The organism is Paraburkholderia bryophila, from assembly GCF_013409255.1.
GTDB lineage: Bacteria > Pseudomonadota > Gammaproteobacteria > Burkholderiales > Burkholderiaceae > Paraburkholderia.
Window position 1 is genome coordinate 3,451,613 of sequence record NZ_JACCAS010000001.1, and the last position, 18,990, is coordinate 3,470,602.

The 18,990-nt window shown below is 63.2% G+C and carries 10 protein-coding genes and 1 pseudogene; 9 read left to right on the forward strand and 2 right to left on the reverse strand.

The genetic code is table 11. The features are described 5' to 3' along the window. Nucleotides 1-65: 65 nt before the first annotated feature. Together GGD40_RS15475 and GGD40_RS15480 are read left to right on the forward strand one after the other, a co-directional pair. Nucleotides 66-6,008 (forward strand): annotated as a pseudogene (locus tag GGD40_RS15475) (YadA-like family protein); the annotation flags it as partial. Nucleotides 6,009-6,128: 120 nt separating this feature from the next. Continuing rightward, a complete protein-coding gene (locus GGD40_RS15480) occupies nucleotides 6,129-6,518 on the forward strand; it encodes a hypothetical protein (protein WP_179708348.1) in 390 nt (129 codons plus the stop codon). Nucleotides 6,519-6,585: 67 nt separating this feature from the next. Here GGD40_RS15480 and GGD40_RS15485 read toward each other — a convergent pair whose 3' ends face one another. Further along, nucleotides 6,586-7,431: a MurR/RpiR family transcriptional regulator gene (locus GGD40_RS15485; RefSeq protein WP_179708350.1), complete on the reverse strand. Its 846-nt coding sequence runs from the start codon at nucleotides 7,429-7,431 to the stop codon at nucleotides 6,586-6,588. Nucleotides 7,432-7,727: 296 nt separating this feature from the next. Here GGD40_RS15485 and edd point away from each other — a divergent pair, with 296 nt between their 5' ends. The 6 genes from edd (at nucleotide 7,728) to GGD40_RS15515 (ending at nucleotide 16,262) form a co-directional block, all read left to right on the forward strand. Beyond that, the gene (edd, locus tag GGD40_RS15490) at nucleotides 7,728-9,632 is read left to right on the forward strand and encodes a phosphogluconate dehydratase (protein WP_179744165.1); all 1,905 of its coding nucleotides are present in this window, start codon (nucleotides 7,728-7,730) and stop codon (nucleotides 9,630-9,632) included. A gap of 26 nt (nucleotides 9,633-9,658) precedes the next feature. Further along, nucleotides 9,659-10,300: a bifunctional 4-hydroxy-2-oxoglutarate aldolase/2-dehydro-3-deoxy-phosphogluconate aldolase gene (gene eda / locus GGD40_RS15495; protein WP_035548579.1), complete on the forward strand. Its 642-nt coding sequence runs from the start codon at nucleotides 9,659-9,661 to the stop codon at nucleotides 10,298-10,300. Nucleotides 10,301-10,580: 280 nt separating this feature from the next. After that, nucleotides 10,581-12,008 carry a GntT/GntP/DsdX family permease gene (locus tag GGD40_RS15500; RefSeq protein ID WP_179744166.1) on the forward strand — a complete coding sequence of 476 codons (1,428 nt, stop codon included), beginning with the start codon at nucleotides 10,581-10,583 and terminating at the stop codon, nucleotides 12,006-12,008. Between the two features lie 10 nt (nucleotides 12,009-12,018). After that, complete coding sequence (locus GGD40_RS15505) at nucleotides 12,019-12,513, forward strand: gluconokinase (RefSeq protein ID WP_179708356.1); 495 nt, start codon at nucleotides 12,019-12,021, stop codon at nucleotides 12,511-12,513. 283 nt (nucleotides 12,514-12,796) lie between these two features. Continuing rightward, nucleotides 12,797-14,554, forward strand: a complete 1,758-nt coding sequence (locus GGD40_RS15510; RefSeq protein WP_179708358.1) for a ShlB/FhaC/HecB family hemolysin secretion/activation protein — start codon at nucleotides 12,797-12,799, stop codon at nucleotides 14,552-14,554. A 16-nt stretch (nucleotides 14,555-14,570) separates the two neighbouring features. Then, entirely contained in the window at nucleotides 14,571-16,262 is a 1,692-nt protein-coding gene (locus GGD40_RS15515) for a filamentous hemagglutinin N-terminal domain-containing protein (RefSeq protein ID WP_179744167.1), read from the forward strand. Between the two features lie 147 nt (nucleotides 16,263-16,409). On the opposite strand, the gene purB is transcribed toward GGD40_RS15515, so the two are convergent. Then, nucleotides 16,410-17,798 (reverse strand): adenylosuccinate lyase, encoded by a 1,389-nt coding sequence (gene purB, locus GGD40_RS15520; RefSeq protein ID WP_179744168.1) that lies wholly within the window; start codon nucleotides 17,796-17,798, stop codon nucleotides 16,410-16,412. A 165-nt stretch (nucleotides 17,799-17,963) separates the two neighbouring features. Between purB and GGD40_RS15525 the strand changes: the two genes are divergently transcribed. Continuing rightward, the gene (locus GGD40_RS15525) at nucleotides 17,964-18,920 is read left to right on the forward strand and encodes a LysR family transcriptional regulator (RefSeq protein WP_105509429.1); all 957 of its coding nucleotides are present in this window, start codon (nucleotides 17,964-17,966) and stop codon (nucleotides 18,918-18,920) included. Nucleotides 18,921-18,990: the final 70 nt, after the last annotated feature.

An 18,990-nucleotide genomic window follows, 5' to 3' on the forward strand; every position in this document is an offset into this window, starting at 1 on the left:
CGGCGGTCGGATTTAACGCATCTGCGAGCGGCTCGAGTGGCACCGCCCTGGGCGCCCAGTCGGTCGCGTCGGCGAACCTGAGCATGGCGTTGGGCGTGTTCAGCCAAGCGACTGCCTATAACGCCGCCGCGATTGGCTTTGGGTCCATCGCAGATCGCACCAGCACGGTTTCGGTCGGTGCGGTCGGCTCAGAGCGTCAGGTTGTAAACGTGGCCGCGGGTACGCAGGACACGGACGCAGTGAACGTCAAGCAGCTGAAGAACGCTGGCCTGAGCACGGACACGTCAGGCAACGTGACGAACGCATTCGTGGCGTATGACAGCACGACGAAGGACAAGGTGACGCTGGGCGGCGGCGCTACTGGCACGACCGTCACAAATGTGAAGGCAGGCACGCTGTCGGCATCGAGCACGGATGCGGTCAACGGTTCGCAGCTGTACGCGACGAACAGCAACGTGACGACCGCACAGGGCACGGCAGACGCGGCGAAGACGGCAGCAGCGAATGCGGTGCAGTTCAGCGCAACGGGCGGCAATGCGGATGTGAAGAACAAAAAGCTGGTGAACGTGGCAGCAGGCACGGCCGACACGGATGCGGTGAACGTGAAACAGCTGAAGGCAGCAGGTCTGTCGACGGACACGTCAGGCAACGTGACAAACGCGTTCGTGGCGTATGACAGCACGACGAAGGACAAGGTGACGCTGGGCGGCGGCGCTACTGGCACGACCGTCACAAATGTGAAGGCAGGCACGCTGTCGGCATCGAGCACGGATGCGGTGAACGGTTCGCAGCTGTACGCGACGAACAGCAACGTGACGACCGCACAGGGTACGGCAGACGCGGCGAAGACGGCAGCAGCGAATGCGGTGCAGTTCAGCGCAACGGGCGGCAATGCGGATGTGAAGAACAAAAAGCTGGTGAACGTGGCAGCAGGCACAGCCGACACGGATGCGGTGAACGTGAAACAGCTGAAGGCAGCAGGTCTGTCGACGGACACGTCGGGCAACGTGACAAACGCGTTCGTGGTGTATGACAGCACGACGAAGGACAAGGTGACGCTGGGCGGCGGCGCTACTGGCACGACCGTCACAAATGTGAAGGCAGGCACGCTGTCGGCATCGAGCACGGATGCGGTGAACGGTTCGCAGCTGTTCGCGACGAACAGCAACGTGACGAACCTGAGCACGACTGTCAGCAACATTACCAACGGGAATGCCGGCATCAAGTACTTCCACGTCAATTCTTCTGGCGCTGATTCGTCAGCTACAGGTAGCGATGGGATCGCAATTGGTTCCAAGGCCACGGCCAAAAGTACCAATGGCGTAGCGATCGGCAACACGGCAAATGCGCAGGACGGATCGACCGTTGCAGTGGGTGCCAACAGCAATGCGACGGGTTCGTGGTCGGTTGCGCTCGGTGCCAATGCCATGACCAGCCTGGCCAATTCGGTGGCGCTGGGTAGTGGTGCGTCGTCGACGGCAACCAACGCCGTTGCGCTGGGCTATAACGCGCTCGCGGACCGTGCCAACAGTGTCTCGGTGGGCAAGGCCGGCGCTGAGCGCCAGATCGCAAACGTGGCAGCAGGCACAGCCGACACGGATGCGGTGAACGTGAAACAGCTGAAGGCAGCAGGTCTGTCGACGGACACGTCGGGCAACGTGACAAACGCGTTCGTGGCGTATGACAGCACGACGAAGGACAAGGTGACGCTGGGCGGCGGCGCTACTGGCACGACCGTCACAAATGTGAAGGTAGGCACGCTGTCGGCATCGAGCACGGATGCGGTGAACGGCTCGCAGCTGTACGCGACCAACCAGAACGTCAGCAACGTCACCAGCACGGTGAACAACATCACCAACGGTGGCGGCATCAAGTACTTCCACACGAACAGCGCGCTGGCCGATTCCACCACGAAGGGAGCCGATTCCATTGCGATTGGGGGCGGTGCGAGCTCAGACGGCAAGTGGGGCATGGCGCTCGGTACGAACTCGAGTGCGACGGGCGACAACAGTGTCGCGCTGGGCAACAGTTCGGTGGCCGATCGTGCGAATACAGTCTCGGTGGGTTCCGCGACCGCACAGCGCCAGGTCGTGAACATGGCCAAGGGTACGGCCGACACGGACGCAGTGAGCGTATTGCAGCTCAAGGGTGTGACGAGCGCACTTGGCGGCGGTTCGACGGTGAATGCCGACGGCACGATCAAGGCGCCGACCTACACGGTGCAGGGCCAGACGGCGACTGACGTTGGCACGGCGTTGTCGAAGATCGACAGTGCGACCACCAAGAACACCGGCGACATCACCACGATCAACACTAACATCAACAACGGCACGGTTGGTCTGGTGCAGCAGGCATCGAAGGGCGCGAAGCTGACGGTTGGCAAGGCCACCGACGGTTCGGTAGTGGACTTCCTCGGCACGGCCGGCGCACGTCAGTTGACGAACGTCGCGAAGGGCGCCGTCAATGCCACGAGCGTCGACGCGATCAATGGCTCGCAGCTTTACAGCACGGCACAAAGCGCTGCCGACGCATTCGGCGGCGGCACAACCGTTGACGCGAACGGCAAGATCACGAAGCCCAAGTACAGCATCGATGGCACGGACTACAACAACGTCGGCGACGCGCTGAGCGCGGTTCAGTCGACGGCCTCTGGTACGGACGCGATGGCGGTCAAGTACGACACGGCAGCCAAGACCAAAATCACGCTGGCGGGTCAGGCCGGCACGACGCTGGCCAACGTGGCGGCCGGCAAGGCCGACCTGGACGCGGTCAACGTCAAGCAGTTGAAGGACGCAGGCGTCATTGACGGCAACGGCAACTCAGTGAAGGCTGTGCTGTTCAACGGTCCGAACGGCGAAGCTAGCGTAGCGGGCAAGAAGATTGTGAACGTGGCAGCCGGCACGGCGGCAACCGATGCGGTGAATTTCGGCCAGTTGACGGCAGCATCGACAAGCGAAGCCGCAGCACTGGGCGGCGGCTCGACGGTGAACGCCGACGGCACGATCACCAAGCCGAAGTACAAGGTCGGCGGCAAGGACGCCGTGGGTGTTGACGGTGCGGTCACCGCACTGGACGGCCGTATCGACGGCGTAGCTGGCGATGTCAGCACCATCACCAACAACATCAACAACGGCACGACTGGTCTGGTGCAGCAGGCATCGAAGGGCGCGAAGCTGACGGTCGGCAATGCCACCGACGGTTCGGTAGTGGACTTCCTCGGTACGGCTGGCGCACGTCAATTGACGAACGTCGCGAAGGGCGCGGTGAATGCCACGAGCGTTGACGCGATCAATGGTTCGCAGCTTTACAGCACGGCACAAAGCGCAGCAACGGCCTTGGGCGGCGGTTCGGCGGTCAACGCTGACGGCACGATCAAAGCCCCGACCTACACGGTGCAGGGCCAGACGGCGACTGACGTCGGCACGGCGTTGTCGAAGATCGACAGTGCAACCACGAAGAACACCGGTGACATCACGACGATCAACACCAACATCAACGGCCTGCAGAAGGATTCGCTGCAGTGGGATGCGACGGCAGGCTCGTTCACAGCCAAGCACGACACGTCGGAGACGAACAAGATTGCGAGCGTGGCAGCCGGCACGGCAGCGACCGATGCAGTCAACTTCGGCCAACTGACGGCAGCATCGACAAGCGAAGCGGCAGCACTGGGCGGCGGTTCGACGGTCAACGCCGATGGCACGATCACGAAGCCGAAGTACAAGCTGGACGGTGGCAAAACGACCGCGGACAACGTTGGCGACGCAATCACCAACCTCGACGGCCGTACCACCGACAACAGCTCGGCGATCACCAACATCACCAACAACATCAACAGCGGCACGGTTGGCCTGGTGCAGCAGGCGGCAGCCGGCGAGACGCTGACGGTCGGCAAGAACACCGACGGCACCGAAGTGAACTTCACCGGCACGGCGGGCGACCGCATGCTGACGGGTTTGGTGGCTGGCACGGTTGACAACGCAGCAGTAAACGTCTCGCAGCTCAAGGGCGTGGCCGATACGATTGGCGGTGGCGCCGGAATTGATCCGACCACGGGCAAGGTTATCAACCCGACCTGGATCATCAACAAGCACACCGACGGCACTGGCGGTACGACGGTCAGCAACGTGGGCGACGCGATCACCAGCATCGACGATCGTGTAACGACTGTTCAGGGCGATGTCACGAACATCACCAACCAGATCAACGACGGCACGATCGGTATGGTGCAGCAAGCCGCAGCCGGCGAAAAGCTGACGGTCGGCAAGAACACCGACGGCACCGAAGTGAACTTCACCGGCACGGCGGGCGATCGCATGCTGACGGGCGTAGCGGCCGGCACGGTCGACAACGCGGCGGTCAATCTCGGTCAACTCAAGGGGGCGGTTGACGGTCTGGGTGGCGGTGCATCGATCGACTCGACCACTGGCGCAGTGACGGGCCCGACGTACAACGTCACCAACATCGACGGTACGACGACCAAGGTTCACAACGTAGGCGACGCGGTTACGATGATCGACGGCCGAGTGACCAACATCGACGGCCGCGTGACGAACGTGGAAGGCGATATCACCAACATCATGAACGGCACGACCGGGATGGTGCAGCAGGCCTCCGCCGGCGAGAAGCTGACGGTGGGCAAGGACACGAACGGTAAGGTGGTCGACTTCACGGGTACGGCAGGCGAGCGTCAACTGACGGGCGTCGCAACGGGCGCGGTGAATGCGAGCAGCGTCGACGCGATCAACGGGGCACAGCTGTTCGGCGTGTCGCAGAGCGTAGCGGATGCAATGGGCGGCGGGTCGACCGTGAATCCGGATGGCACGATTGCGGCACCGTCGTACACGGTGGCCGGCACGACGGTCAACAACATCGGTGACGCGATCACCAACATTGATGGCCGTGTCACGCAGAACGCCGGTGACATCAGCTCGATCAACAACACGTTGAATAACATCACCAACGGCGCTGGCATTACGTACTTCCACGCCAACTCGACGCTGGCGGATTCGCAAGCACTGGGTATGGAGTCGGTAGCGATCGGCGGTAACGCGCAGTCGCGGGCAGCGAACTCGGTTGCGCTGGGTTCCAACTCGGTGGCTGATCGTGCGAACTCGGTGTCGGTGGGCTCGGCAGGTAACGAACGCCAGATCACCAACGTCGCGGCGGGTACGGCTGACACGGACGCCGTGAACGTCGCGCAGTTGAAGGCGTCCGGCATCATCAATCCGAACGGTACGACGAACACTGCGGTGACGTACGACAAGAGTCCGGATGGTACGACCAACTACAACAGCATCACGATGGGTGGTGGCGTTGACGGCGGCACGACGATTCACAACGTGGCAGGCGGCACGGCCGGTAACGACGCGGTCAATGTGAACCAGATGAACCAGGCGATCTCGAGCGTCACGAACATTGCTCAAGCGGCGAACAATCCGATGTTCTCCGCCGACGGCAACCGTGACACGGAAGGTGCGATCGCATCGGGTTCACACGCTACGGCGATGGGCGCAAACGCCAAGGCCAGCGCAGCTAACTCGGTGGCGATGGGTGCGAACTCGGTGGCGGATCGTGAGAACACGATGTCGGTGGGTTCTGCCGGTAGCGAACGCCAGATCACCAATGTTGCGAACGGTACGGCGGCGACCGATGCGGTCAATGTCGGCCAGATGAACGACTCGATCGGTGCGGCTGTCGGCAACCTGCCGGGCGGCATGACGGCCAAGGACTACACGGACCAGCAGGTCAAAACTGTGCAGTCGGGCGTGAATCAGGTGGCGCGAGGTGCGTACAGCGGTGTGGCAGCAGCGACCGCGTTGTCGATGATTCCGGATGTCGACCTGGGCAAGACCATTGCAGTCGGTGTCGGCACCGCGAACTACAAGGGCTACCAGGCTACGGCAATCGGCGCGTCGGTTCGTATCACGCAGAACCTGAAGGCCAAGCTCGGCGCGGGTATCAGCGCAGCGGGCACCACCATCGGCGCGGGCGCATCGTACCAGTGGTAATGGCAAGGGCGGGACTTCGGTTCCGTCCGCCTACCGACCTGATCTGACTCAACGGGAAGCGCGCCTCTTGTCGGCGATTCGTGCCGCGGGGTGCCGCTTCCCGCAACTGAATATTTGAAAATGAACACGACTCTGGTCAAATATCTCCGCGCGCCGTTGCTCGGTGCGTTTGTGGGCTTCCTTGCTGCGTGTACCTCGCAGTCCAGCCCGACCTACAAGCTTCACGCGATCACCGTACCGAACCAGACAGTACCCGTCTACCGCGTCAGCTGTGACGGACTTCTGGAAAGCTCGAATAGCTGCGTCCGCGTTGCTGAAGAGACCTGCAAAGAAAATGGCGTGACGCTGCTTGAATCGATCGACCGCGTTGACGCTACCGTGCCGAAGGCGGATCCGCGCGAATTGACCTTTACGTGTGGCAAGCCGGCCGTGCAACAGCCGGCCTCGAACGCCACGGCTGAAGGCCGCGCACAGAACCGCCGTGTCGAAGCCAGCGTACCTGTCGAATAAATCGCAGCACACATCGTTTTGACCTCAAAGGCCTGCCATCGAGCAGGCCTTTTTCATTTTCAGCGGGTCAACCCTCGCCGTCGATCCTCAACCGCCCAATCACTCCCTTCGCCTGCCCCAACCGCTCAACAAGCTCGGGACCACGACTCAGCGCCACCCCCACCGCCAGAATGTCCCCGATCGCCAGATGCGACATGCGCGACGTCATCGGCGAAAACACATCGGTTTCTTCCACCACGTTGGAGAACAGACAGATCGTCGCCACACGCGCAAGCGGCGAGCTACCGTGTGTGATCGCGATCACCTTCGCGCCACGACCAAGCGCCGAGCGCGCCGCTTCGATGATGTCACGCGTGCGGCCCGTATTGGATACCGCCACCACGACATCGCCGGGTTCAAGCAACGCGGCCGACATCGAATACGTATGCGGATCGGAGTACGCGACGCTCGGCATACCAAGCCGGAAGAACTTGTGCTGAATGTCTTGCGCGGCAATCCCCGAGCCGCCCGCACCGTAGAACTCGATACGCGCCGCGTTCGCTAACAACTCGATAGCCGACTCGACGCTATCCGGCGACAGGTTATTGCGCACCTCGATCAACGTCCCGATAGTCCGGTCGAACACCTTCGCAATCAGTCCGGGCGCTCCTTCATCCGGCCGCACGTCCCGATAGACAGTCGGCACGCCCGCCGCGATCCCCTGCGCCAGGCGGATCTTGAACTCCCGAAACCCCGAAAAACCGAGCGCATGACAAAACCGCGCGATAGTCGGCTGACTCACGCCCGCGCGGGCGGCCACTTCCGTCATCGACAGATCGAGCACCTCGCGCGGCGCCTCGATGATGTAATCGGCCAGCTTGCGCTCGGACGGGCGCAACTGGTCGCGCATCTCTTCCACCTGGGACAGCATCATCGGAAAACTCGCACTATGCTGAAGAATGCGTGGACTATAGCTGATCGCAACAAAAGGTACAAAAACTACAAATTGACGCGTAGGTGTAATCCCTAAGTTTTGCAGATGCCCTGCACACAGGCCACCAGTACGGCTCAAGGCCTATCTGCGGAATGTGGCAGCGCAGCACGAACCCACATTGCGATCGTGTAGTTTTTCTACTAAGATGACGTGAGTCGGCTGATCCGACATCCCCCGCGATACCTACCTGGCTCGGCGCGTATGCGTCCCTCAAAGCCAGCGACGAAGGAGCTCCGATGGTTTCCCCGCATTCGCAATTGTTGAAAGTCACGCAACGTGTGATCGAGCGCAGCAAGCCCACGCGCGAGGCCTACCTGGCCCGCATCCATCAGGCGCAGGGCAAGTTCCCGGCGCGCGGCGCGCTCTCATGCGCCAACCTGGCTCACGGCTTCGCGGGTCTGGAAGGCAACGACAAGCTCGTCATCAAGCAGATTCGCGAGCCGAACATCGGCATCGTGTCGTCGTACAACGAGATGCTGTCGGCCCACGCGCCGTACAAAAACTACCCGGACATCATCAAGCAGGCCGCGCGCGAAAACGGCGGCGTCGCGCAATTCGCGGGCGGCGTGCCGGCCATGTGCGACGGCATCACGCAAGGCAACGCGGGCATGGAGCTGTCGCTGTTCTCGCGCGAAGTGATCGCGATGAGCACGGCGGTGGCGCTCACCCACAACATGTTCGACGCGGCGCTGTGCCTCGGCATCTGCGACAAGATCGTGCCGGGTCTGCTGATCGGCGCGCTGCAATTCGGCCATCTGCCGACCATCTTCGTGCCGGCCGGCCCGATGGGCAGCGGCCTCTCGAACGACGACAAAGCCAAGACGCGGCAACTCTTCGCCACCGGCCAGTGCGACCGCGGCGCGCTGCTCGAAGCGGAAGCCGCCGCGTATCACAGCCATGGCACCTGCACCTTCTACGGCACCGCGAACAGCAATCAGATGCTGATGGAAGTGATGGGCCTGCATCTGCCGAGTTCGGCCTTCGTGCATCCGCACACGCCGCTGCGCGACGCGCTGACCGCGCAAGCCGCGCGCCGCGTGCTCGACCTGACGGTGGAGCGCGGTAACTACACGCCGATCGGCCATGTGGTCGACGAGAAGGCAGTCGTCAACGGCATCGTCGCGTTGCTGGCCACGGGCGGTTCGACCAATCACACGCTGCACCTGGTCGCGATTGCACGCGCGGCGGGCATCGTGATTGACTGGGACGACTTCGACACGCTGTCGCAAGCGGTGCCGCTGCTCGCCAAGATCTATCCGAACGGCAAGGCGGACGTGAATCACTTCCACGCCGCGGGAGGCGTCGCGTTCCTGGTGCGCAATCTGCTGGAAGGCGGCTTGCTGCACGAAGACGTCAACACCGTCGCGGGCAAGGGCCTGCATCACTACACCGAAGAGCCGAAGCTGCTCGACGGCAAGCTCGAATGGGTGCCGGGCGCGCAGGTGAGCGAAGACACGACCGTGCTGCGCGGCATCAAGGAGCCGTTCCAGCCGGACGGCGGCTTGCGTCTGATGCAAGGCAAGCTCGGCCGCGGCGTGATCAAGATTTCGGCGGTGGCGGCGCAGCATCGCAAGGTCAAGGCGCCGGCGATCGTGTTCGATTCGCAGGAAGCGGTGCAAGAAGCCTTCGACAAAGGCGAACTGAAGCGCGACTTCATCGCCGTGGTGCGCTTCCAGGGCGCGCGGGCAAACGGCATGCCTGAGCTGCATCGTTTGACGCCGCTGCTCGGTGTGTTGCAGGATCAAGGTTTCCATGTCGCGCTGGTCACCGACGGTCGCATGTCGGGCGCGTCGGGCAAGGTGCCGGCGGTGATTCATCTGTCGCCGGAAGCGCTGCTGCAAGGGCTGATCGGCAAGGTGCGCACAGGCGACATGCTGGTGATCGACGCCGATGCCGGCGTGCTCGACGTCGAGATCGACGCAGCCGAATGGGCGGCGCGTCCCAATGCCGTGCCGCAACATCAGGCGGAAAACGAAGTCGGCTTCGGCCGTGAACTGTTCGGTGTGTTCCGTGCGGCGGCCGCGCCGGCGGAGCAGGGCGCTTCGGTGTTCGGCGCGATGGTGGGCGAGCGTCCGGCTCACCACGCCGCCCACGCGAAAGTGCACAGCGAAACCCATACAAGCACCACTCAAGCCAGCTAAATGCTGCAGAAACAAGGAGTCTGACTATGACATCGAAAACAGTAAGCGATATCGTGCGCCTTGGCCCGGTGATTCCGGTGCTCGCATTCGACTCGGCCGAGCAGGGCGAACACGTGTCGCGCGCACTGCATGCGGGCGGCGTGAAAGTGCTTGAGATCACGCTGCGCACGGCGGCCGGGCTGGCCGCGATCGAACGCGCGAGCCAGCTCGCGGACGACATCGTGGTCGGCGTCGGCACGATCACGAAGCCCGAACACTGCGCGCAGGCGAAGAAAGCGGGTGCGCAGTTCGGCGTCTCGCCGGGCCTGACCAAAGACATGCACAAGGCCGCGCAGGACGCCGGCCTGCCTCTGTTGCCGGGTGTGATGACGCCGAGCGACATCATCCAGGCGCTGGAACTGGGCTACGAGATCGTCAAGTTCTTCCCGGCGCAGCAAGCCGGCGGCGTGCCGATGCTGCAGGCTTTTCATGGTCCGTTCCCGACGCTGAAGTTCTGCCCGACCGGCGGCATCACGGCTGAAACCGCGACGCATTTCCTGTCGCTGCCGAACGTGGTCTGCGTGGGCGGTTCGTGGCTCACGCCGAAAGCCGCGCTGGCCGCGCAGAACTGGGACGAAGTCACGCGTCTCGCGCGTGCCGCGAGCCAGTTGGCCGCGCCGGCGCATTAAGCTCACCGGGCCGCTCGCGCTTTAGTCGCGCTGCAGTCCGCGCTTTTGTCCGAGCCTCAGGCCGACACAAAGGAGCCTCGTCGATGCAGCCAGCCAGGCTGTCGCGGCGAGGCTCCTTTTCGATATCCACGCCCGATTGGCGGGCGTTTTGCGGCAACAGACAGTAAAATTCAGCGTCCGCGCGGTCAGCCCGGTTTTCAGGCGTCGCGCAGGTCGCCGTGAGACGAAGTGCCGGCCGCTTGTCCTGCACTCAGAATGAATAACGCAAAGGAGGAGCTTCATGGGAGCTACCCACGGCAGCCTGCTGCTGGTCTTCGGCGTGATCGCCATCGCCTTGCTGATCCTGCTGATCACGCGCTACAAGGTTTATCCGTTCCTTGTCCTCATTATCGTGTCGCTGCTGCTGGGGCTCGCCTCCGGCATGCCGATGGCGACCATCGTCAAATCGTTCGAAACCGGTAACGGCAATACGCTCGGGCACATTGCGATCGTCGTCGGCCTGGGCACCATGCTCGGCAAGATGATGGCCGAATCGGGCGGCGCCGAGCGCATTGCCACGACGCTGATCGACTGGTTCGGCGAGAAGCATATTCACTGGGCGATGATGGTCGTCGCGATCATCGTCGGCTTGCCGGTGTTCTTCGAAGTTGGCTTCGTGCTGCTGATTCCGATCGCTTTCAATGTCGCCAAGCGCACCAATAAATCGCTGCTGCTGGTCGGCCTGCCGATGGTCGCGGGTCTGTCAGTCGTGCATGGTCTGATTCCGCCGCACCCGGCCGCGATGCTCGCGGTGCAGGCGTATCACGCGGATATCGGCAAGACGATTGCCTATGGGCTGATCGTCGGCATTCCGACGGCGATCGTCGCGGGTCCGTTGTTCGCGTTGCTGATCAGCCGTTATATCAAGCTGCCGAAAGATAATGCGCTTGCCGCGCAGTTTCTCGGCGGCGGAGCAGCAGCAGGTGCGGTTGCGGGCGCAGGTGCCGGCGCCAACGACACCGCGAAAACCGGCGCACAGAACACCGCGCCGAAACGCGAACTGCCGAGCTTCGGCATCACCCTGTTCACGGTCCTGTTGCCGGTGATTCTGATGCTGATCGGCAGTTGGGCCGATCTCATCACCGAGCCGAAGACCTTGCCGAACGATCTGCTGCGCTTCATCGGCAATTCGGATGTCGCGCTGTTGATCGCCGTGCTGGTCAGCTTCTGGACTTTCGGTGCGAGCCGTGGCTTCACGCGCGAGCAGATCCAGAAGTTCTGCGGCGACTGTCTTGCGCCGATCGCGGGCATTACGCTGATCGTCGGCGCGGGCGGTGGTTTCGGTCGCGTGCTGATGGACAGCGGTATTTCCAAAGAGATCGTCAATGTGGCCACGTCGGTCCATATGTCGCCGCTGCTGTTCGGCTGGCTGGTCGCCGCGCTGATCCGTCTCGCGACGGGTTCGGCCACGGTCGCCATGACCACCGCGTGCGGCATCGTCGCGCCGATCGCGGCGGCGGGCGGCGTGCAGGTTCAGCCGGAATTGCTGGTGCTGGCCACCGGCTCGGGGTCGCTGATCTTCTCGCATGTGAACGACGGCGGCTTCTGGCTGATCAAGGAATACTTCGGTATGACGGTGGGGCAGACCTTCAAGACATGGTCGCTCCTCGAGACCATCATCTCGCTGATGGGGTTGGGTTTGACCTTCGCACTCGCGGCGGTCGTGTAAGGAGTTTTTGATGATTCTGATCGCAATGGGCGTGTCGGGCGCTGGCAAGACAAGAATTGGCGAAATGCTGGCGGAGCGCCTGCAATGCCCGTTCACCGACGGCGACGCGTTTCACAGCGCCGCCAACAAGGAAAAGATGCACCACGGCATTCCACTCACCGACGAAGATCGCTGGCCGTGGCTGCAAACCATCCGTACCGCGATCGTGGAAAAGCAGACGGCGGGCGAAACGGCGGTGTTCACGTGTTCGTCGCTGAAGCGTTCATACCGGGACGTGCTGCGCAACGGCGATAAAGACGTGTGCTTTGTTTATCTGAAGGGTTCGCGCGAAGTGCTGGAAGAGCGGCTGACTACGCGCACCGGGCACTTCTTCGATCCGTCGCTGCTGCAAAGCCAGCTCGATACGCTGGAAGAGCCGGGCCCGGATGAAGCGATCACGGTGAGCATCGAGCTGACGCCGGAACAGATCGTCGAAGAAGTGTTGAAGCAGGTGGAGACGCGCTAACACGAGCGTAGCGTGTCGTGTCGTGAATGGATGTTTCGTAGTTCAACCGCCTCGCCTCGACAGGCGAGGCGGATTGCCCCAGTTGGTCCTCCCTCCCCCTCGTATCAGTCCAGACCGATACAGCGCCCGCAGGCGACAAACGTGCGCGCGCTTCTGACGTTTCCCAACCCTGCCAGGCTTCACTAGCCTTACATTCCACCGCTGATTTCGCGCCATCCGGCGCGGTGTGTTGATCAGTGGATGAAAAGTGCAGGCTGCAGAGAATTCCCCCAAACCATTTGCCTTGACCGGCAGAGAACTTCGCGCGCGCTTATCGGTATCCGGGCCGGCGCGTGGTGGCGCGACGCTGGCGTCGATGACTTGCGCCGGCGCGTTGCTTGCCGGCGCAACTGGCTCAGCGTGGGCATTCGATCCGGTCGACCCCGCCAATCACGCGATCCTGGATCAGCAGCAGCAACGCCTGCTCGATCAGGCACGTGAACAGCGCGACGGTCTCAGCACGCGCGAGCCGGACGCATCCGCCGCGGCGCCGCGAGCCTCCGCCGCACAAACCCAGGACGCCCTCGCCGGGCAGAAGTGCGTGCTGGTCGACAGCGTTGGGTTCGCGGGCGCTGCGCTATTGCCGGATGCGCTGAAGCAGGAGATTGCGTCCGGCGCGACGGGTCATTGCCTCGATGACGCCGCGCTCGCCCGCATCCTCGACAAAGCCAACGATTGGTACGTCGAGCAGGGTTACGTGACGAGCCACGCGTGGCTGCCGAAACGTGAAAGCAACAGTCGGGTGCTGCTGATCGAAGCGGTAGAAGGGCGCGTGTCGCGCGTCTATTTCGCCGACGGTAATGGCACGACTCGCGCTGACAGCGCAGCGCAGATGGCATTCGCCGGCATGGCGGGCGAGCCGCTGAATTTGCGTGACGTCGAGCAGGGCGTCGATCAGATCGACCGGCTAGTGCCTGGCGGCGTAAAGGTTGCGGTGCGCGCCGCGCCGCAACCGGGATACTCGGACGTGGTGCTCTCGGGCAAGCCGATGCGCCTGCTGAATTTTGCCGTGAGCGCGGACAACAGCGGCCAGAAGTCCACCGGCCGCGACATGCTCGGTGCCGGCGTCACGATCAACAATGCGATGGGCCTCGCGGAGCAGGTCGGAGCCTCGATATCCACCACGCCGGCATTGCACGGCAATCGCTTTCGCCGCACGTACAACGCCTTTGCGACGCTGCCGCTCAACGCCTGGACCTTCAGCTACGCGGCCGCGGCCGGCAGCTATGCGGTGCCGTTGAACGCTTACGGCGCGGCCATGCGCTACCACGGCAGCAGCCTGCAAAACCGCTTCACCATCACCCGCACGCTCGCGCGCAATGCGTCGCGCAAAGTGGACGCGTTCGTGTCGCTGTCGAATTACACCGGCAACACCTACCTCGAAGAATTCCAGCTTCAAAACAGTTCCGAGCGCACAAGCACCGCGCAGGCCGGCCTGAACTTCGCGACGCGTGTCGGGCGCTCGGGCTACTTCACCTTCAGCCCGGCGGTCAGCCAGGGGCTGCCGTTCGCGACCCGCGATATGAGCCAGGGCGGTGGACCGTCGTCCAGTTTCACGAAGCTGTCGGCCAGCGCGAGTTTCTACCTGCAAGCCTCGCAGAACGTGGCGCTGTTGTCGTCGGCTTATGCGCAGGTGGCGCCCAAAGCGCTCTATAGCAGCGAGCGCGTGCTGGTCGGCGGGGATACGTCGGTGCGCGGGTTTCGTGATCAGTACCTGTACGGCAACACCGGCGCTTATCTGCGCAATGAAGTGAACTGGACCGTGCCGCTGCCGGCACTCGGCACGCGCGTGACGATGATGGCCGGCATCGACGCGGGCCGGGTCGTGCCCGTCGCGGGCGAACCCAATTCAGGCGGCAACGTGGTGGGCGCGGCGATCGGCGCGTCGACGTCGTGGAAAAGCGTTGCCGCCTCAATTTCGGTCGGTACGCCGTTGTTTGCTCCCAAACAACTGAATGCCGATCCGATTGTCCTCAACCTTCGGTTGAGTTCTTCTTTTTGACCATAGGTTATTTTTAATGAAGCAATATCGTCTCCACATGATCAGCGTTGCCGCACTCGCCGCACTGGGTGCGACCGGCAGCGCGATGGCCGGCGGCATCGTCGCAACGGGCGGACAGACTCAGGTCAGCACGCCGGGCAACACGCCGATCGTCAATATCGCCGGCGCGAACGCGGCGGGTATTTCGCGCAACACGTTCAGCAACTTCGACGTGGACAAGAATGGCGTGGTCTTCAACAACCTGACCGCGGCAGGCGTCAGCCAACTGGCCGGGCAACTCGCCGCCAACGCGAACCTGAACGGTACCGCTGCTAAGGTGATCGTCGCCGACGTCAACTCGGTACAGGCTTCGCAACTGAACGGCGCAATGGAAGTGGCCGGCGCGCCTGCGCATCTGATGATCGCGAACGCGGCAGGCATTTCGGTGAACGGCGCCACGACGATCAACGCGCCGGTCCTGACGCTGGCCGCCGCGAACTTCAACCCCACAGCCGCGAGCCCGCTGGGCGTGATGGTCGATACGAACCGCGCGACCCCGTCCGCGATCGAGATCAACGGCGCGGGCCTCGACGTTGGCGCGGGTCAACTGAACCTGCTGTCGCGCGCGACGATCGTGAATGCCGCAGTCAAGGGCTGGAGCATCAACTCGCAGAACGGCACGCAGTTCGACGGCGACGCGAACGGCAATTTCACCGGCAAGCTGACCTCGAACGCAGCGGGCGCAAAACCGGCGGTGGCGCTCGACGTGTCGGCGCTGGGCGGCATGTACGCGAACAAAATTGTGCTCGAGGGTTCGGAGCACGGTCTCGGCGTGAACAATGCGGGGGTGATTCAGGCCGGTAACGGCGGCTATGCGGTGCAGATGTATGGCGCGGACATTCAAGGGCAGCCGGGTGGCATCCTGGCCTCGCAGGGTTCCAGCTACACCGTGCGTGCTGCCGACATGGCGGCCACGCCGGACATGTGGCGGCCGGAGCAGTATCGCGGACTCGACGAAGCGCAGATTTTCCAGTTGGAAAAGCAGGAATTCAAAGCGGCAGCGGATAAATCTAACGCGTACAACCAGCGTTTCGCTGAAGACCCGGCAAAACTGAGCGATTCGGACAAGATCGCGCAGGTCGGCGGTCTCTATGAGCAGATTCAACTGATGCGGGCGCAGCAGAATTCGGACACCGATCCGGATGTGATCGCCCGCAAGGCAGCGGATGCGGCTCAGCAAGCGGAAATCGCCCGGCAGAACGCGGCGCGCGCGGCCGAACAGGCGGCAGAGCAGCAAGCCGCAGCACAGGCCGCGCAACAGGAAGCGCAACTCGAAGCAGCGCGCGAAGCCGACTACCAGGCCATGATCGCGGCACGGCAGGCGGAAGCCAAGGCACGCTGGGAAGCGGATCAGGCTGCTCAATCGGCAAACACCGCCGACGCCCAGCAGCAAGCCGCAGCGCAGCAAGCCGCGTTCGAGCAGCAAAAGGCCGCGGACATTGCGCGTCAGCAGGCCGAACAGCAAGTCGCGGCACAGATTGCGCAGCAAGACGCGCAGCGCGAGGCCGCGCGCGAAGCCGACTACCAGGCCATGATCGCGGCGCGCCTGGCAGAGGCCAAGGCGCGTTGGGAAGCAGAGAACGCGCAGTCAGCGGCTCAGGCGACCCAGCAAATCAGCTATGCGCCGCAAGCGCAGCCGGTCACGCTGACGGCGCGCTACGCCGAATAAGCTGCACGTCGAAAGTCCTCTAGGGGACTGCGGGGCGCTCAGCAAGCAGCCAACAAAAAGGGCTCGCGCAAGCGAGCCCTTTTCCTATTTCCTATCTACCGCGCTAACCGGTCGAACCGGCAAGCGTCGTTGATCCGCCGGTTTGCCTCAAGCAATCCGCTTCGCCAGTTCCACGGCCTTGCCGATATACGAACCCGGCGTCATGGCCAGCAAACGATCTTTCGCGTCTTGCGGAATCGCCAGACCGCTGACGAAGGTTTGCAGCGCCTCGCGCGTGATCCCCTTGCCGCGCGTCAGTTCCTTCAACTGCTCATACGGGTTCTCGATGCCGTAAACGCGCATCACCGTTTGTACCGGCTCCGCCAACACTTCCCAGCAATTGTCGAGGTCTTCGTTCAGACGTTGCGCGTTCACTTCGAGCTTGTCGAGACCGCGGATCAGCGAGTCGTACGCGAGCAGCGAGTAACCGAACGCGACGCCGATATTGCGCAGCACCGTCGAGTCGGTCAGGTCGCGCTGCCAGCGCGACACCGGCAGCTTGTCGGAGAGGTGGCGCAGCGTAGCGTTCGCCAGACCCAGGTTGCCTTCCGAGTTTTCGAAATCGATCGGGTTGACCTTGTGCGGCATGGTCGACGAACCGATCTCGCCGGCCTTCGTGCGTTGCTTGAAGTAACCGACCGAGATGTAGCCCCACACATCGCGGTCCAGATCCAGCAGGATCGTGTTGGCGCGCGACACCGCGTCGAACAGTTCGGCCATGTAGTCGTGCGGCTCGATCTGGATCGTGTACGGATTGAACGTGAGCTTCAGGCGCTGTTCCACCACGTCACGCGAGAAGCCTTCCCAGTCGAACTCCGGATACGCGGACAGATGCGCGTTGAAGTTGCCGACCGCGCCGTTCATCTTGCCGAGCAGTTCGACCTTCGCGATACGGTCGATCGCGCGTTCCAGACGCGCGGCGACGTTCGCCATTTCCTTGCCGAGCGTGGTCGGGCTGGCCGGCTGGCCGTGCGTGCGCGACAGCATCGGCTGTTCCGCGTGCGCATGCGCCAGCGCGACGAGGCGCTGATGCACCGAGCGCAGCGCCGGCAGGATCACGTGTTCGCGGGCGCCGGCCAGCATCAGGCCGTGCGACGTGTTGTTGATGTCTTCCGACGTACATGCGAAGTGGATGAACTCGCTCGCACGTTCCAGTTCTTCCTGACCCTTGACCGATTCCTTCAGCCAGTATTCGACGGCCTTCACGTCGTGATTCGTCACGCGCTCGATGTCTTTGATGCGCGCGGCGTCGTGCGCGGTGAAGCGCTCGGCCAGTTGCAGCAGGAACTGTTCGGACGCTTCGGAAAAGCGCGGCACTTCGGCGAATCCGGCGTGCGACAACGCGATCAGCCAGTGGATTTCAACCGTGACGCGATTGCGCATGAAAGCGGCTTCCGAGAGCCACTCGCGCAGGGCTTCGGTTTTCGACGCGTAACGGCCGTCGAGCGGGGAGAGCGCGTTCAGCGCGAAGAGGGTGTCGGGGCGGGTGTCGGACATGATGGGGGCGTGACGCAAGGGTGAAGACGCGGAGGAAACTGCGGGAACCGCGAATTTTACCACCGGACGCCGCCTGGCTCGGGTCGCCGGGGGTTGTGCCGCCGCCCGACGCGCCGCAGCCACTAGAATGCTGACTTCTTCCCACTTGCCGGCAGCAGACCTCGCATGGAACTGAAATGGCTCGAAGACTTCGTTTCGCTCGCGGAAACGCGTAGTTTCAGTCGCTCGGCCGAATTGCGGCACGTCACGCAGCCGGCTTTCTCGCGACGGATTCAGGCGCTCGAAGCGTGGCTCGGCACCGAACTGATCGACCGTTCGGTTTATCCGACGCGGCTCACGGCGGCTGGCCAGGTGTTCAACGAGCAGGCGCTCGCGATGCTGTCGCAGTTCCACGAAGCCCGCGCGCTGCTGCGCGGGCACACGGCGACGCCGCAGGCGACCATCGAATTCGCGGTGCCGCACACGCTGTCGCTGACGTACTTTCCGCGCTGGCTGCAGCGCATCGAAGCGCAGATGGGCCCGATCCACACGCGGCTGCGGGCGCTGAACGTGCATGATGCGGCGTTGGCGCTGGTGGAAGGCGGCTGCGATCTGATGATGGGTTATCACCATCCGAGCCATCCGGTCGCGCTCGACCCTGGCCGCTACGACATGCTGACGCTCGGCAACGAGCCGATCAGCCCGTTCTCCGCGCCGGGCCGCGCCGGCCGGCCGCGCTACACGCTGCCGGGCACGCCCGAGACGCCCGCGCCTTACCTGTCCTATACGCCGAATGCGTATCTGGGCCGCATGACCGAGGTCATTCTCGCCAACGCGCCGGAGCGTCTGCATCTGGACCGGCTGTATGAAACCGACATGGCCGAAGGACTCAAGGCGATGGCGCTGGCCGGACACGGCATCGCTTTCCTGCCGCACAGCGCGGTGGAAGACGCGGTCGCCGACGGCAAGCTGATCCGTCTCGATCGCGCGACGCGCGGCACGCCTGAAGGGCAGCTCACGCTCAGCATGGAGATTCGTCTGTATCGCGACAAGCTCGCGGCGAAGAGCGACGATGCACGGCAGATTCTCGTGCGACAACTGTGGGACGTCGTCTCCGAAGAGCTGGCGCAGCGCAGTGCCTGAGCTCGCGCGGTCCTGCCTGCACGCGACGCAAATTTGCGGCTTTTTGAGGGTTATGCAAAAAAAACATAAC